The organism is Faecalibacterium duncaniae (genome assembly GCF_010509575.1).
Classification (GTDB): domain Bacteria; phylum Bacillota; class Clostridia; order Oscillospirales; family Ruminococcaceae; genus Faecalibacterium; species Faecalibacterium duncaniae.
The window spans coordinates 2,922,792-2,938,547 of sequence record NZ_CP048437.1; the positions used below are offsets into that span (position 1 = coordinate 2,922,792).

Below are 15,756 nucleotides of genomic sequence, written 5' to 3' on the forward strand. Positions count from 1 at the left end.
ATCAACCACCCTCCTTGGGGTCAACTTACAGGATCACGGAATGGCCGGTAAAGCCGTAGATGGCCAGCGCCAGCACACCGATATAGATCAGGGTGATGGGCAGGCCGCGGAATGCTTCAGGGATGGCCTTGCTGCGCAGGCGGTTGCCCGCCTCGGTCACCAGCATCACAGCCAGCAGGTAGCCCAGGCCGCTGCCCAGGCCAAAGCCGATGGACTGCGCCAGCGTAAAGCTCTGGGTGCGCTCCACCAGCACGGTGCCCAGCACGCCGCTGTTCACGGCGGCAATGGGCAGGATGCGGATGAGCAGGCCGCTGCGGGGGCCCTTGACCGCCCGCAGGATGGCGTGCTCAAAGATGCAGACCATCGCCACACAGGCCAGGTAGAGCAGCGGGCGGAGCTGGGCACGGTAGGGCAGATCCACGATCTGGCTGCCCGCAAAATACGCCAGCGGGGCCACCAGCGTCTGGGTAACACAGAGCAGCAGGGCAAACCACCAGCTGCTGGTGCGCTCGTCACCCACCAGCTGGATCAGGCGCGACACGCCCAGACCACGGGTAAAGATGGCGTTCTGGGCAAACAGGGCCAGCACGGCGTAGGCAAAGGCCACACCGATGGTATTCATCACAGCACTCACTGATCCTGCACCTCCTTCCGGGGGTGCGCAGCCAGAGTGCCGCGCGCCTCAGTTTTCAGGTATTCCTTGTGTTTGCGGGCCAGCGCGCGCCAGACGGCACACACCACGCCCAGCACGATGAAACCGCCTGCCGGCATGGATGCCATGGGCAGGACAGAGCGGCTGAGCTGGACCCCAAACACACTGCCCAGCGCCAGCCACTCCCGCAGGCAGCCCACGATGAACAGGATGAGCGCGTAGCCCACCGTGATGCGCAGACCCTTGGAGACAGCCTTGCGCATGGTTTCCTGCACACGGCCAAAGCGGTAGGTCAGCAAGGGCTCCACCACCAGCATGGGCAGGTAGATGCCCAGCATCAGCAGGTCGGTGCCGAACACAGCGTTCAGGATGGGATAAGCGGCAAGGTAGACCACCGCCGCACTGCCGCTGTACACCAGCGCCCGGGGCAGCAGCTTTTTCTCCAGCTCTTCCGGGGCGGGCTGCTCGTCCCGCAGGGGGAACAGGCGGCTGACCAGGCAGGCCAGCATCCGGGAAGGCGTGAGCAGCAGGGCCACAGCCACGGCCAGCATCAAAGCATTTTTGCCTGTGGTGGCAAGCACCACCAGCGGAGCCAGACCCATGCCCTGCATGACAACGGGATTGTTTTTGAACACCCGGTCATGGTGGGCGAACTTTTCAGGATCACGGGTGATCAGTTCTGCAATGGAACGTTTCATTCAGCGCCCTCCTTTCCGGCCGCAGGGCGGTGCATCAGCTGATACAGGCGGCTCTCGGTGCGGTCCATCCAGCCGGAAATGCTGTTGACCGTGAGCAGGGCAAAGCAGACACCCGTCTCGTACACGCCGTAATACCGGAAGCCCATGGTGATCGCACCCACCAGCACACCGTACAGGATGCGGCCCAGACGGTGGTGGGCGCAGGTGTAGGGCTCGTTGAGCAGGAACGCCGCGCTGAACAGCATGGCACCGGTCAGCAGCTCGTCCCGCACGCACTGCAGGCGCAGGGCGATGTCCACGCCGTTCACCCCCACCTGACGGGGGAAGAGGAAGGCGATGAGGGCACAGGTGACCACAAAGCTGACAGAAGCGCCCAGACGGACATCCTTTTGCAGCCAGAGGAAAAGCCCGCAGGCCAGAAGGATGAGGGCGGCACCCGTGCCCATGGGGGCGGCGTACTCGCCCAGCACCAGCGAAATTGCGCTGATGTTCAGGCTGCCGCCGCTGCGCAGGGTATCCGAGATGGTGCTGGACACCGGCACGTCTGTGGCATCCCACAGGGGGATGTTGGTATAGGGCTGGGGGTAGCGGAACACCTGCTCCGGCCAGGACACCGCCGCCACGGCGTAACCCACAGCAGCGGGGTTGAAGGGATAGCTGCCGTAGCCGCCGAACACCTCCTTGCCGATGAGGACACCGGCCAGCACCGCCATAATGACCACATACCAGTCCACCGTGGCGGGCATGAGCAGGGCGATGATGAGGGCAAAGCTCTCGTTGGAGAAATCCCCGGCCCGATACACGCGGCGGCGCAGCAGGGAGACCAGGCGGTCACACAGATTGCCGGTGAGCAGCGCCGCGCCGCAGAGCAGCAGGGGCCGCAGACCGTACAGGAAGCAGGCCATGCAGAGCAGCGGGATGGTCATAAAGCAGACGTGCAGATAGTACCGCCCCGTCTTTGCAAGCTCCTGCTCCTGCTGCTGGATCAAACGTTCATCCATGGTAAGGCACCTCTCACAGGGCGGCCAGACGGCGCACTGCCGCAGCCGGGTCGGCTGCGCCGAACACGGCACTGCCCGCCACCAGAATATCGGCACCCGCCTCCACACACAGGGGGGCGGTGGTGTCATCCACGCCGCCATCCACTTCCAGCAGGTAGCGGGCGCTCCGCTTTGCCCGCTCTTCCTTGAGCCAGCGCAGCTTTTCCAGCGCCGAGGGCATGAACTTCTGCCCGCCGAAGCCGGGCTCCACGCTCATCACCAGCACCAGATCCAGCTGGTCGAGATACGGGGCCAGCGCCTCCGGCGCAGTACCGGGCTTGATGGTCAGGCCCACCTTGCAGCCCAGTGCCTTGACCGCATCGATGGTCTGCTGGATGTCGTCCTCGCACTCGAGGTGGAAGTTGTACAGGCTGGCACCCGCCTTGATGAAAGGCTCTGCATACTGCAGCGGGTGGCTGATCATCAGGTGGACATCGTAGAATGCTGCGGGCATCCCCTTGTGCAGGCTTTTCAGCACCGGCACGCCAAAGCTGATGTTGGGCACAAAGTGGCCGTCCATCACGTCATAATGCAGCATCTGCGCACCGGCATCCAGCACCATGCGGCAGTCTGCGCCAAGCTGATTGAAATCAGCCGAAAGGATCGAAGGACTAATGATCGTCATTGTGTTTTATACTCTCCGTTATTTTTCAGAAAGATTACACCATCCGTTCTGCCAGAGCACCTGTTTTGGGGCCGGAATGCAGGGCGGGCATGGTTACTCTTAGTTTACATGAAAACACGCAAAAAATCAAACCCGGAGCCGTGTTTTTCACGGAAAAGTCTCAAACCTGCCCCCGGATACATCCAAAATCCATTCCAAAACCAAAAACGACCAGACCGCCCCGCCCGTTTCAGGGGGACAGTCTGGCCGCGGATTCAGTTGACAGGCTTCATGCTGGCGGGGTCCTCCACCGGCACGGGCTGACCGGATTCGTCCGGCAGGCGCTTCATGCCGCTGGGGTTGGGGGGCGTGGCGGGCAGGGTGAACACGAACTGACACCACTCGCCCTGCTGGCTCTCCACACGGATCTGGCCTCCGGAAAGGTTGACCAGCACCTTGCAGATATTCAGGCCAAGACCGGCCCCCCGGGCGTGCAGGCCGCGGGACCTGTCCTCTTTGTAGAAGCGCTGGAACACATAGGGCAGCGCCTCGGGGCTGATGCCCTGACCGGAATTCCAGATCGAGATCTCCACCTCGGGGCCCAGCTTCTCCACATGGAACTTGATGGTGCCGCCCGCCGGGGTAAACTTGATGGCATTGTCCAGAATGTTATAAGCCACCTGATGGATGAGGTCGGGGTCCGCGTAGACCAGCACCTTTTCATCCATGGTCAGGCCTTCCAGATCGATCATGCCGTCGTTGATGCGCTGCTCCGCCGAAAGGGCCACACCGGTGAGCGTCTCCCAGATGTTGAACATCCGGGCATTCACCTGATACTCGCCGCTTTCCAGCTTGGAGAGATCGAGCATATTCTGGATGAGCCGGGCCAGGCGGCCGGTCTCCTCGCTGACCAGCTGCAGGTAGTGGTTCTGCATATCGGGCGGGATGGTGCCGTCCAGAATGCCGTCCACAAAGCCCTTGATTGTGGTCATGGGGGTGCGCAGCTCGTGGGCGATGTTGCCCATGAACTGGCCGCGGGAATTGTCGTTGGACTGGATGTTCTCCGCCATCTGGTTGAAGGTGTGGGCCAGATCCACCACTTCGCCCTCACCTTCCACGCCCTCGACACGGACAGAGAAGTCCCCGCCGCCGAACCGCTGGGCGGCATCGGTGATCTTCTGGAGCGGGTCGGTCAGCTTCCGCATCAGGAAGGAGGTCAGCACACTGGCGCAGAGCAGCATGACGCAGGCCGAGAAGAAGAAGTTCGACCAGAATTCCTCCTTGAAGTCGGTCAGCCGCGCGCCGGAGGAGCAGAGGAAGAGATAGCCGCTGTTGTTGCCCTGTGCATCCTGCATGTGCCGCACCGAGACATAGCTCTTCTCGGTCAGCACACCGTCCAGCGTACTCAGGGTGTGGTAGGGCTGATCCCCGGCAACTTTTTCCATAAGCTCCGGCCCCACAATATCTGTTCCCACCATCTCGGGGTTGGAGGCAATGAGGATCCTGCCCTCTTCATCGGTGAAAAAGAGGTAAGCCTCGGCGCTCTCGCCGATGATCTCCAGCTTGGTGTTCAGGGCATCCAGCTCGGCCCCCTTGGGCAGAGCCGCCTGCTGCACGATATAATCCGCCGCGCGCTGGGTCACATCCGCCACGCTGTCCAGCGTGTCGTACCGCTCCTGGGCAAAATAACGGCTGAACAGCAGCCACTCGGAGCAGCCCAGCACCGCCGTGCCCAGCACCAGCAGGGTGGCCACCATCGAAAAGAAGGTGACCGAAATACTTTTGCGCATTACTGACGCACCTCGAACTTATAGCCCACGCCCCAGACGGTCTTGAGCTCCCACTTGTCGGAAGCGCCTGCCAGCTTTTCGCGCAGGCGCTTGACATGGACATCGATGGTGCGGCTGTCGCCGTAGTACTCAAAGCCCCATACCTCGTCCAGCAGCTGGTCGCGGGTGTAAACACGGTTGGGGTGGGAGGCCAGGCAGTTCAGCAGCTCCAGCTCCTTGGGGGGAGCCTCCACCACCTTGCCCTTGACCCGCAGCTCATAGCTGTTCATGTCCAGCCGCAGGTTGTCGAACTCGATCACGCCCTCGGTGCTCTCGGTCTGGGCGGTGGTGGTGGTGCAGCGGCGCAGCACCGCCTTGATGCGGGCCACGACTTCCTTGGTGTCAAAGGGCTTGACCATGTAATCGTCCGCGCCCAGCTCCAGGCCCAGCACCTTGTCAAAAGTCTCGCCCTTGGCGGTCAGCATCATCACGGGGGTGTTGCCCAGCTTGCGGATGCGGCGGCAGACCTCCAGGCCATCCATCTTGGGCATCATCACATCCAGCAGCACCATATCGGGCTTGACCTGATTGAACTTGTCCAGACCTTCTTCGCCGTCGTTCGCGGTGGTGACCTGGTAGCCCTCTTTGGTCAGATAAAGCCGCAGCAGCTCGCAGATGTTGGTATCGTCGTCCACGACGAGGATCTTTTCGTTGGCCATAGTGGTTTCCTCCCCAATTCTGTATGTTCCGGCCCTTTCGGGCCTTGTGACAAAGTATTCCACTTCTTATTATACGGAAGAGTTATGACAAAATAAAGAAGGTTTTGTATGATTTTTAGGACGCAGGCTCCGCCGCTCAGCTCATCATCAGCCGGATGATCTCCTCATTGGTCTGCCGCATCCCGTCCTTGCCCAGACGTCCAATGCCCTTGATGGTGGTCTCGATGTCCTTCATCACGATGCCATCGCCGCCCTTGAACTCCTGATTGCACTTGTACATGTTGTAGCCCAGCAGCGCCGCATCCACCGAAGATGCGATCTTTGCGGCGCAGGAAGCCTTGGCTCCGTCGCACACGATGCCGGACACGATGGCAAGGGCGTTGACCACCGTGTGGATGGCAGCCTGATAGCCGTCGCCGCACAGGTACACGATGCCTGCGCCTGCACCCGCACCCGCGCTGACCGCGCCGCAGTAGGCAGACAGGGTGCCGATGCCGGTCTTTTCGTGGATGGCCACCAGATTGGAGATGATGAGGGCGCGGTAGAGCTTTTCCTTGCCGCTGTGCAGCTCCTTGGCGTACTCGATGAGGGGCACCGAACAGGTGATGCCCTGATTGCCGCTGCCGGAGTTGATGATGACCGGCAGCTCGCAGCCGTTCATGCGGGCATCGGAGCCGGCGGCGGCCTTGGCTTTTGCGCGGTTGGAGACATCGTTGCCGTAAGTGGTCAGCAGCACCCGCCCGATGTTGGCACCGTAGTCGCCCAGCAGGCCCTCTTCTGCAATGGCGTTGTTGTAGCGGATCTGCCGTTCCAGCAGGTCTGCCACGTCCCGCAGGTCGGCGGTCTCGGCAAAGTCCCAGATGTCCTGCATGTTCAGCAGGCTGCGGTCGGCGCGGGCATCCTCCTGCACGGTCTCGTCCAGCAGGGGCACCTCGTACAGCACCGTGCCGTTCTTCTCGATGCGGCAGATGTTGGTGTGGTAGTCCGCGATGCGCACCCGGGCGTAGTCCTGCCCGCAGCGCTCGGTGACGACGATGTCAAACACATGCCCCTGCTCGGTGTGCTCGATGGTGATGGGCACCGTCTGCAGATAGTCCCGGATGGCAGACTTCTTTTCCTCGCTGACCTCCGAGATGACCTCCAGCTCCTTCTCGGCGGAACCGGCGATGATGCCTGCCGCCACCGCCGCCTCCATGCCCTTCAGGTGCCCGGTGTTGGGCACGATGACGCTTTTCACGTTCTTGATGATGCTGCCGCTCACCTGCAGCTGCACGCTGTCCGGCAGCACCCCCAGCACCTCGCGGGCTTTTGCCGCCGCATAGGCCAGCGCGATGGGCTCGGTGCAGCCCATCGCCGGGATCAGCTCCTCCTTCAGGATCTCCACATAAGCCTGATAGCGCGGGTCGTTGCGTTCCATAACATCCTCCTGCCTTCCCTTCCGGAAATCGGTTCGTATTTTAAGAACAGTATAATATAGAACTCCCGCCGTGTAAATCCGTTGTTTTGCGCCCATCCCCTTGCGCTCCGGGGTTTCATCGCGTATAATGATAGTTGTATCGTTATGCCAAAAAACGTGTAAGGAGCGTATTTTATATGAAGTTAGGTATCGTCGGTCTGCCGAACGTCGGCAAGTCCACTCTGTTCAACGCCATCACTTCCACCAAAAACGCGGAAGCCGCCAACTACCCCTTCTGCACCATTGAGCCCAACAGCGGCATCGTGGCCGTGCCGGACAAGCGGCTGGACAAGCTGGCCGAAATCTGGCAGACCAGCAAAAAGACCCCTGCCATCGTTGAGTTTGTAGACATCGCCGGTCTGGTCAAGGGTGCCAGCCAGGGTGCAGGCCTGGGCAACAAGTTCCTGGGCCACATCCGCGAGTGCGATGCCATCGTGCACGTGGTGCGCTGCTTTGATGACGACAACATCATCCATGTGGTGGAGGACGTGACCAAGGCCGAGGCCGTGGACCCCATCGCCGACATCGATGCCATTGACTACGAGCTGATCCTCTCTGACCTCGAGGTCGTTCAGAACCGCGCGGGCCGGATGGCCAAGGCTGCCAAGAGCGGCAACAACAAGGGGGCTGCCGCAGAGGCTGCCTGGCTGCAGAAGCTGGCCGACCACCTGAGCGCAGGCAAGCCCGCCCGCAGCTTTGACTTTGACGAGGGGGATGCCGAGCAGCAGGCCGTGCTGCACGAGATGGGCCTGCTGAGCTCCAAGCCCGTGCTCTACGCCTGCAACGTGGGCGAGGATGATCTGATGGAGGGCATTGAGAACAACCGCTATGTCCCGCTGGTGGCCGCCCGCGCCGCCGAGGAGGGAGCCCGCTACATTCCCATCTGCGCCAAGACCGAAGAGGACATTGCCGACTACTCCCCCGAGGAGAAGAAGGCTTTCCTGGCCGAGATGGGCATCGAGGCCAGCGGCCTGGACAACCTGATCACTGCCAGCTACGACCTGCTGGGCCTCATCTCCTTCCTGACCGACGGCAAAAAGGAGTGCCGTGCCTGGACCATCCGCAAGGGCACCAAGGCACCTCAGGCCGCCGGTAAGATCCACAGCGATTTTGAGCGCGGCTTCATCCGCGCCAGCGTCATCGGCTATGGCGACCTGGAAGCCAACAACTTCGATTATGCCGCTGTTAAGGCCAAGGGCCTGCAGCGCACCGAGGGCAAGGAGTACGTCGTGAAGGACGGCGATGTGATCGAGTTCCTGTTTAACGTCTGATGTATGATAAAAGTGTCTCCCGCGCGGCGCGCGGGAGACACTTTTGCCCGGGAGAAAGGACATCTATATGATTATCGGAATTATGGGCGCAATGCCCGATGAAGTCGATCAGCTGTGTGCAAAGCTGGAAAACGTCACCGTGGAGCCCTACGGCGGCGTGGAGTACCACAGAGGCACGCTGGCAGGCAAGCAGGTCGTGGTCTGCTGTGCAGGCATGGGCAAGGCCAATGCCGCCGCCACCACTCAGGTGCTCATCACCCGATACGGTGCCGAGAAGATCATCTTCTCCGGCATTGCAGGCAACATGACCAGCAAGATCGGCATTGGTGATGTGGTCATTGGCAAAACGGTGCTGTACCACGATGCCCAGCTGGACATGATCTGCCAGAACCCGCCCTACCTGAAGGCGTACGCCGGTGATCCGGCCCTCATCGCCGCCGCTGAAAAAGCCTGCGCCGAGGCCGGGGTCAAAGCCCTGACCGGCAAGATTGCCACCGGCGACCTGTTCGTGGGCGACAGCGAGACCAAGGCCGCTATTGAGGCCAAATGCGCCCCCGACTGCGTTGAGATGGAGGGTGCTGCTGTGAGCCAGATCGCCGCCAAGAACGATGTGCCCTGTGTCATCCTGCGCGCCATGAGCGACAATGCCGACGAGGACGGCCACGAGGTGCTGGTGGTGAAGAAGTTCAGCATCGCCGAGTACGTGGCTACCGCCACCCGGATCGTGGCGGCCATGGTAGAAGCACTCTGATCAGACGGAGCGGCCTTTACAGAAACTGCTCCAGTTTCAGCCGGTTCTCTTCCTCCAGATCCTGCAGCTTTTGCATCAGGCGCTTGGAGCCGGGAGCCGCATCGGGATAGTCTTTCTGGCTCTTGATGCAGTCCATCACGCCCTGACTGCTTCCCTCGCTGAGCATTTCGGCCAGATTGCGGGTGGATCTGTCGGTGAGCGTTTTCATGCCGATGCCCATTTTGGTGTTGAGCTTTGCCATGATGCTCTGGCCCTGAGCCGTGCCGCCGCAGGCCTCGATGGCGGTGTGGGCTTCCTGATTCAGTTCCCGGTAGAGGTTCCGCTCCCGCAGAAGCTCGGCCCGGAAGGCAGGGTCCTCAGTCATGGGCACGATCTGTTCCAGCGTGTTCTTGCCCATCTCCGTGTTCTGCACCACCGCTTCCAGCAGATTCAGGTTATCATTTTTCTGATTTTCCATACAAAAATCCCCCTTTGTGGCACTAGCTTGTACCGCAAAGGGGGATTTTATACATTCGGTTTATTTGCTGCAGATCTGGTCGCCGCCGGCGGTCTGGGCCGCCTTCAGGCGCTGCTCACACAGCTGATACAGCGCGTCCCAGTTTTTGCCCCGCACCTCGCCGGTGCAGGCGCAGCCGATGGACTGGGTAAAGGGCACCCGGCGCATCAGGCCCACCGATGCCACGCACGCGCGGGGCATCTCGGCATAAATGCCGTTCAGCTCCTCGGCCAGCTCTGCGCAGTTCTTATCCGCACAGCCGATGGCGAACAGCGTGTCCGTCAGGCGGCAGACCACCCGCTCTGCAGGGCGGTCGTAGTACTTTTTCCACTGGTTGGCCACAAAACAGACCAGCTGGTTCATCACGGCATCGCCCTGCCGGGTGCGCATCCCGTCCTCATCGTCCAGCGCCACCAGCGCCAGCGAAGCACAGCGGTGAGCATCCGTCCACTCATCCAGCCGGGTGCAGAACTCCGTTTCAAAATAGCGGCGGTTGAACACGCCGGTCAGGAAATCGTGATTCATATCGTCCCGGCAGAGCTCCCGCTCCCGCGCGGTCATCCGATCCTCCGGCAGGTCGCTGCCCGCCAGCGGAGCCGTCATCTGCAGCTGCCAGAGCTTGCCGTCCGCCTCGATCAGGCGGCGCAGCACGCAGTCCACCTGCCCATTGCGCAGGACATAATCCACCTGCAGGCCATCGTCCTGCCAGGTGTCCGCGGCCTCCTCATCGGCTTCCGTCAGGGTCACGTCTTCAAAGGCGGTCTGTGCGTTTTCTGCAAAGGCGCGCAGATCCTGTTCCGTCCATTCTTTTTTCATGCGTTTTTCCCCATTATCCGGTGCCGGACTCTCTCCCTTCCGGCACAGCTTTGCCACACGGCCGCTGAAAGCGCAGCCCCATTACCGGAATTATATCACCTTGTGCCGGGCGTTTCCAGCAAAACGCACAAACTTTAACGCAATTTTTTACATTTTCGTCAAACTGCTAAACACACTCCGGGTTTCCGGCCCGGTTATGTACGGCAGTACACGGCGCACTCCGCCAGAATGCGCTTGGCCAGCGCGGCAGTGTCGAACCCATCGGCGGCGCGCCAGCTCCAGTTTCCGCCCAGCTTGCCGGGGCTGTTCAGGTGGGCTTCCTCGCCCAGGCCCAGCCAGTCGGCCATGGGGATGATGGCACGGTCGGCCACAGAGCCCAGCGCGGCCCGGAGCAGCGCGGTGCGGGCCGCCTCTGTTTTGACAGCGGCCACCTCCTTTGCGGTGGGCTGATAGCCGGTCAGATGCAGGTAGGCAGCGGCCACAGCCTTCTCCTTGGCCGATGCGCTCTCGTCCCACCAGGCGGTCAGCGTCGTGTTGTCATGGGTGCCGGGGTAGACCACGCTGTTCTTGACGTGGTTGTGGGGCAGGTACTCGCTGTCCCCGCCGCCGAACGCGAACTGCAGCACCTTCATGCCCGGGAAGGTGCTGTCTGCCAGCAGCTCCCGCACACTGGGGAACAGCTCACCCAGATCCTCGGCGATGATGGGCAGCTTGCCCAGCGCACCTTCCAGCGCGTTGAACAGCTCCATCCGGGGGCCGGTCTCCCACTTGCCGGTCTTGGCGGTAGTGCTGTCTGCCGGGATGGCCCAGTAGGTGTCAAAACCACGGAAGTGGTCGATGCGGAGCAGGTCATAGATGCCCAGCGCATGGCGGACACGCTGGATCCACCAGGCATAGCCGGTCTGCTTATGGTAGGGCCAGTTGTACAGCGGGTTGCCCCAGAGCTGGCCCTCTGCCGAGAAGTAATCCGGCGGGCAGCCTGCCACCCGGGCAAAGCCGCCGTCTGCATCCAGCTCAAACAGCGGGCCGCCCACCCAGGCATCCACGGAATCTGCCGAGACATAGATGGGGATATCGCCCAGGATCTGCACATTGTTGGCGTTGGCGTAGGCTTTCAGCTTCTTCCACTGGATGCTGAACTCGTACTGCAGAAACTTCCAGAAGCCGATCTCTTCCTCGTTCTCTGCCTTAAAAGCTTCCAGCGCCTGCGGCTCCCGCTTGCGGTACTCCCGGGGCCACTCGGTCCAGCTCTTCATGCCGTTGGCGGTCTTGAGGGCCATGTAGAGGGCATAATCCTCCAGCCAGCCCTCGTTTTCCAGCGTGAAGGCATAGTACGCATCCGGATAGTAATAGGCACAGCCGTGCTGGCCCGCGCACTGCCTGCGCCAGGCGGCATAGGCGGCACGCAGGACCTTGTAGCGGCTGGTGTACAGGGTGCCGTAATCCACGTTCAGCGGGTCCTTGCCCCAAGGCTCGGCCTTGAGCTGGGCGGCTGTCAGCAGCCCCTCGGCTTTCAGAGCATCCAGATCAATGAAATAGGGGTTGCCCGCAAAGGCAGAGCAGCTCTGGTAGGGGCTGTCCCCATAGCCCGTGGGGCTCAGGGGCAGGATCTGCCAGATCTTCTGGCCTGCCGCCGCAAGGAAATCCACAAATTTTTCTGCCTTTTTGCCAAAGCAGCCGATCCCGTAGGGGCCGGGCAGGCTGGACACCGGCATTAGAATACCACTTTCACGCATTGTAAATCCTTCCTCGTCTCAAACTTTTTGCTGGGGCTTGTCTGTTTTCTATCATAACATAACCGCAGACTATTTTCCACAGGCAAAAAACGTGGTATACTTGTTTTTATATTAGGAGGTGCTTATGCAGCCAACCGAAAAATACTATGAACACGATGCCTACCGCCGGGAGGCGGTGGGGCATATTTTAGCCGCAGAGCCGGACAGCCGGACCGGCGGCGGGCGCATCGCGCTGGACGGCACGGTGTTTTACCCCGAGGGCGGCGGCCAGCCTGCCGACCGGGGCACCCTGACCCTTGCCGACGGCACGGTGCTGACTGTCACCGATGTCCACGAGCAGGCGGGTGTCATCTGGCACATGGTCACTTCCCTGCCCGCCGGGGCGGTGCCCGGGGCTGAAGCCGCACAGGCCATCGACTGGGCATGGCGCTTTGACAAGATGCAGCAGCACACCGGCGAGCACATCCTCTCCGGCATCCTGCACAGCATGTTCGGGGCCGAGAACGTGGGCTTCCACATCGGCTCCGATGCCGTGCGGATGGACACGAACATCCCCATCTCCGCCGAGGGGCTGAAAGCGGCCGAGACTGCCGCCAACCGCATCATCTGGGAGAATGTACCGGTGAACATCACCTACCCCACCCGGGAGGAGCTGGCCATCCTGACCTACCGCTCCAAAAAGGAGATCGAGGGGCAGGTGCGGATCGTGACCATCCCCGGGGCGGATGTCTGTGCCTGCTGCGGCACCCACACCGCCTTTACCGGCGCGGTGGGCCAGATCAAGATCCTGGCCGCCGAAAACTATAAGGGCGGCGTGCGCCTGAGCATCGTCTGCGGCGGGCGCGCGCTGGAAGCCGCACAGGCCATGCGGGCACGGCAGGCAGAGATCGGTGCCCTGCTCAGCGCCAAGGCCAGCGAGACGGCCAACGCCGTGCACCGGGTGTATGACGAGTACACCGCCCTGAAATTCACCCACTTCGGGCTGTGCAGCCAGCTCTTTGACGCGCTGGCCGCGCAGGTAACGCCCGGTGCGGATGCCATCCGCATCGTGCCGGGGCTGGACCCGGACGGCCTGCACCGGCTGGCTGTCCGCCTGACCGAAGCCACCACCGGCCTGTGCGCGGCCTTGACCCCCAACGAAAAGGGCACCGGCTACTGCCTTGCCCAGGCGGGCGGCGATGTCCGCGCCCTGACCAAAGCCCTGAACGCCGCCCTCAATGGCCGCGGCGGCGGCAAACCCGGCATCTGCCAGGGAAGCTGCGCCGCAGAGCCGGAACAGGTGAAAGAATTTTTGAGAAAGACGAAATAACTCCTTCCGTCATCGCTGCGCGATGCCACCTCCCTCAATGAGGGAGGCTTTGGCTGTACGGAAAGCTTTCCTTCTTCGCCAGTGGCTCCCTCGCTGAGGGAGCTGCCGCCGAAGGCGGCTGAAGGAGTCACACAACATCAAAAAGACGAAATAACTCCTTCCGTCATCGCTGCGCGATGCCACCTCCCTCAATGAGGGAGGCTTTGGCTGTACGGAAAATTTTCCCTCTTCGCCAGTGGCTCCCTCGCTGAGGGAGCTGCCGCCGAAGGCGGCTGAAGGAGTCACACAACATCAAGGAGAATGACAAACTATGAGAATGCGTTTCAAACCCTACGCCCACGATGAGCTGATGGCCGCCGATTTCCACGTCCACGAGCCCCTGATCTGGGGCGGCAAGTGGCACGCACAGTATGCCCGCCCGGAGCAGCCCTTTGTGCTGGAACTGGGCTGCGGCAAGGGCGGCTTTATCTCCCAGCTGGCCTGCGCCCACCCGGAGAACAACTATCTGGGCATCGACATCACCGACAAGGTGCTGATCCTTGCCAAGCGCAAGATCGAGGCCGCTTACACCGAGGCAGGCCGCCCCATCGACAACGTGAAGATCATGAGCACCGACATCGAGCGCATCAAGGGCGTGCTCACCGCCCAGGATACCGTCAGCCGCATCTATATCAACTTCTGCAACCCGTGGAGCAAGAACGCTTCCTCCAACAAGCACCGGCTCACCTATCCCCGCCAGCTCATCCAGTACCGCGAATTCCTGAAGGACGGCGGCGAGATCTACTTCAAGACCGATGACGACGACCTGTTCCGCGACAGCCTGGAGTACTTCCCCGCTTCCGGCTACGAGATCACCTGGAAGACCTTTGACCTGCACGAAAACGAGCCGGAGTGGAACATCCGCACCGAGCACGAGGGGATGTTCACCGAGATGGGCATCAAGATCAAGGCCCTGATCGCCAAAAAGCTGCCCGGCGATGCCGCCGTGACCTGGATCGAACCCAAGGTCCTGAAAAAGAGGAAGGCTGCGGAGGAAGCCGCTGCCGCCGCAAAGGAGGAGTAAGATGTCCTTTTTTGTCAACACCATGGTCTGCGGCTTTTCGCTGTATCAGATCCTGGCGTTTTTCCTGATCTACTCCTGCCTGGGCTGGTGCCTGGAGGTCATCTATGCCGCCGTTTCCACCGGCCAGCTGGTGAACCGCGGCTTTCTGAACGGCCCGGTCTGCCCCATCTACGGCTTTGGCATGATCATTGTGCTGTTCACCCTTTCGCCGCTGGCAGACAACCTGCTGCTGCTCTATCTCGGCGGCGTGATCCTGCCCAGCGTATTGGAGCTGGTGGGCGGCTGGGCGCTCTACAAGCTCTACCACACCCGGTGGTGGGATTACAGCGACTTCCCCTTCAACATCGGCGGATATATCTGCCTGGAGTTCTCCCTTTTGTGGGGCGTTGGCACCGTTGTGGTGATGAAGGCCGTTCACCCCGTGATCGCGGGCTTTGTGGAGATGGTCCCCCAGATGGTGGGCTTTGTCCTCATGTGCATCCTGTACGCCTGCTACGCCGCCGACGTGGTGGTGACCGCCTTTGCGGCCTCTGACCTGGCCCGTGAGCTGGATGCTCTGGAAAAGGTGGCCGACAGTATGCACGCCGTGTCCGATGCCATGACCGAGCTGCTGGGCACCACCGCCATGGACGTGGACCAGAAGATGGACGAGAGCCGCCTGCAGCTCAAGCTGGCAGCTGCCGAGGCCCGGGACAATGCCGCCAAACTGAGCCCCCGGGATGCCGCTGCCGCCCTGCGCGCCAAGGCCGACGAGGCCATGGAGGCTGCCCGCAAGTCCTCCCAGGAGGCCCGGCTCAATGCCTCTGAGGCCGCCGCTGCCGTCAAGCTGGCCGCCAAGGGCACCGCAGAGCGCACGGCAGAGCTGCTCCGTCTGGAACAGCTGGCCGAAGAACTGCAGGCCCGCAGCGAGGAGATGCGCGCCCGCACCCGGAGCTCCAAGTACTTTGGCAAGGGCCGTATGCTCCGCGCTTACCCCAAGCTGCGCCACGGCGAAAAGCACCGCTCTCTGGACGAGCTGCGGGAGCGCCTGAAGTACGAGCGCAGGCACTGACCCTGCCCGCTGCAGCAACCCCAAATGCCCCTGACCGGCTTCTTTCGGTCAGGGGCATTTTTCCTGCGCTGCATTCTCCATAAAATCAGGCAGATCTTGTTCTGCTGCACGCTTTTGTTCTCATTCTGTTTTCAACATTATACGTTCCTTTTTTGTACACTCTTCCAAATCTATTTTCGTCATATTGACAAAAAAAGAGTATTTTATCCTGTGCAATATGCTATTCCTGCTAAAAACTGAAGAATCGGCAAGCCAGTCGAAAGGCTGCGACGCAAAGCTACAAGGGCCTGTAATATGGCAGCCAGCCGCACGTTATTCTCTCCGG

General features: G+C 61.4%; 15 protein-coding genes and 1 riboswitch. Of the genes, 5 read left to right on the forward strand and 10 right to left on the reverse strand.

Features of this window, described 5'->3' with window-relative positions:
• Nucleotides 1–25 precede the first annotated feature (25 nt).
• From GXM22_RS14105 to GXM22_RS14135, 7 genes are all read right to left on the reverse strand, one after another.
• Nucleotides 26–634, reverse strand: a complete 609-nt coding sequence (locus tag GXM22_RS14105; RefSeq protein WP_099357273.1) for an electron transport complex protein RnfA — start codon at nucleotides 632–634, stop codon at nucleotides 26–28.
• Nucleotides 631–1,350 carry an Rnf-Nqr domain containing protein gene (locus GXM22_RS14110; protein ID WP_005934697.1) on the reverse strand — a complete coding sequence of 240 codons (720 nt, stop codon included), beginning with the start codon at nucleotides 1,348–1,350 and terminating at the stop codon, nucleotides 631–633. The genes GXM22_RS14105 and GXM22_RS14110 overlap by 4 nt, the downstream gene beginning before the upstream one ends.
• Nucleotides 1,347–2,351: an RnfABCDGE type electron transport complex subunit D gene (locus tag GXM22_RS14115; RefSeq protein WP_005934698.1), complete on the reverse strand. Its 1,005-nt coding sequence runs from the start codon at nucleotides 2,349–2,351 to the stop codon at nucleotides 1,347–1,349. Before GXM22_RS14115 ends, GXM22_RS14110 begins: the two co-directional genes overlap by 4 nt.
• A gap of 13 nt (nucleotides 2,352–2,364) precedes the next feature.
• Nucleotides 2,365–3,015, reverse strand: a complete 651-nt coding sequence (gene rpe, locus GXM22_RS14120; RefSeq protein WP_005934699.1) for a ribulose-phosphate 3-epimerase — start codon at nucleotides 3,013–3,015, stop codon at nucleotides 2,365–2,367.
• Between the two features lie 254 nt (nucleotides 3,016–3,269).
• Nucleotides 3,270–4,784 carry a sensor histidine kinase gene (locus tag GXM22_RS14125; protein ID WP_099357272.1) on the reverse strand — a complete coding sequence of 505 codons (1,515 nt, stop codon included), beginning with the start codon at nucleotides 4,782–4,784 and terminating at the stop codon, nucleotides 3,270–3,272.
• Nucleotides 4,784–5,482 carry a response regulator transcription factor gene (locus tag GXM22_RS14130; RefSeq protein WP_005934701.1) on the reverse strand — a complete coding sequence of 233 codons (699 nt, stop codon included), beginning with the start codon at nucleotides 5,480–5,482 and terminating at the stop codon, nucleotides 4,784–4,786. Before GXM22_RS14130 ends, GXM22_RS14125 begins: the two co-directional genes overlap by 1 nt.
• A 136-nt stretch (nucleotides 5,483–5,618) precedes the next feature.
• On the reverse strand, nucleotides 5,619–6,899 hold the full coding sequence (locus GXM22_RS14135) for an L-cysteine desulfidase family protein (protein WP_035394634.1): 1,281 nt from the start codon (nucleotides 6,897–6,899) through the stop codon (nucleotides 5,619–5,621).
• Nucleotides 6,900–7,075: 176 nt separating this feature from the next.
• Here GXM22_RS14135 and ychF point away from each other — a divergent pair, with 176 nt between their 5' ends.
• Nucleotides 7,076–8,209 carry a redox-regulated ATPase YchF gene (gene ychF, locus GXM22_RS14140; protein ID WP_005934703.1) on the forward strand — a complete coding sequence of 378 codons (1,134 nt, stop codon included), beginning with the start codon at nucleotides 7,076–7,078 and terminating at the stop codon, nucleotides 8,207–8,209.
• Between the two features lie 67 nt (nucleotides 8,210–8,276).
• A complete protein-coding gene (locus tag GXM22_RS14145; protein ID WP_005934705.1) occupies nucleotides 8,277–8,960 on the forward strand; it encodes a 5'-methylthioadenosine/adenosylhomocysteine nucleosidase in 684 nt (227 codons plus the stop codon).
• 16 nt (nucleotides 8,961–8,976) lie between these two features.
• On the opposite strand, the gene GXM22_RS14150 is transcribed toward GXM22_RS14145, so the two are convergent.
• The 3 genes from GXM22_RS14150 to malQ form a co-directional block, all read right to left on the reverse strand.
• The gene (locus GXM22_RS14150; protein ID WP_005934706.1) at nucleotides 8,977–9,417 is read right to left on the reverse strand and encodes a hypothetical protein; all 441 of its coding nucleotides are present in this window, start codon (nucleotides 9,415–9,417) and stop codon (nucleotides 8,977–8,979) included.
• A 60-nt stretch (nucleotides 9,418–9,477) separates the two neighbouring features.
• On the reverse strand, nucleotides 9,478–10,272 hold the full coding sequence (locus tag GXM22_RS14155; protein ID WP_005934708.1) for a GGDEF domain-containing protein: 795 nt from the start codon (nucleotides 10,270–10,272) through the stop codon (nucleotides 9,478–9,480).
• A gap of 194 nt (nucleotides 10,273–10,466) precedes the next feature.
• The gene (gene malQ / locus GXM22_RS14160; RefSeq protein ID WP_005934709.1) at nucleotides 10,467–12,008 is read right to left on the reverse strand and encodes a 4-alpha-glucanotransferase; all 1,542 of its coding nucleotides are present in this window, start codon (nucleotides 12,006–12,008) and stop codon (nucleotides 10,467–10,469) included.
• A gap of 124 nt (nucleotides 12,009–12,132) precedes the next feature.
• Here malQ and GXM22_RS14165 point away from each other — a divergent pair, with 124 nt between their 5' ends.
• The 3 genes from GXM22_RS14165 to GXM22_RS14175 all read left to right on the forward strand — a co-directional run bounded on the left by GXM22_RS14165 (nucleotide 12,133) and on the right by GXM22_RS14175 (nucleotide 15,431).
• The gene (locus GXM22_RS14165; protein WP_005934710.1) at nucleotides 12,133–13,317 is read left to right on the forward strand and encodes an alanyl-tRNA editing protein; all 1,185 of its coding nucleotides are present in this window, start codon (nucleotides 12,133–12,135) and stop codon (nucleotides 13,315–13,317) included.
• 310 nt (nucleotides 13,318–13,627) lie between these two features.
• Nucleotides 13,628–14,380, forward strand: coding sequence for a tRNA (guanosine(46)-N7)-methyltransferase TrmB (gene trmB, locus GXM22_RS14170; RefSeq protein ID WP_005934712.1), 753 nt, complete (start codon nucleotides 13,628–13,630; stop codon nucleotides 14,378–14,380).
• Between the two features lies 1 nt (nucleotide 14,381).
• Entirely contained in the window at nucleotides 14,382–15,431 is a 1,050-nt protein-coding gene (locus GXM22_RS14175; protein WP_005934713.1) for a putative ABC transporter permease, read from the forward strand.
• 236 nt (nucleotides 15,432–15,667) lie between these two features.
• Nucleotides 15,668–15,744: riboswitch (cyclic di-GMP riboswitch) on the forward strand.
• The last annotated feature ends 12 nt before the right edge of the window (nucleotides 15,745–15,756 follow it).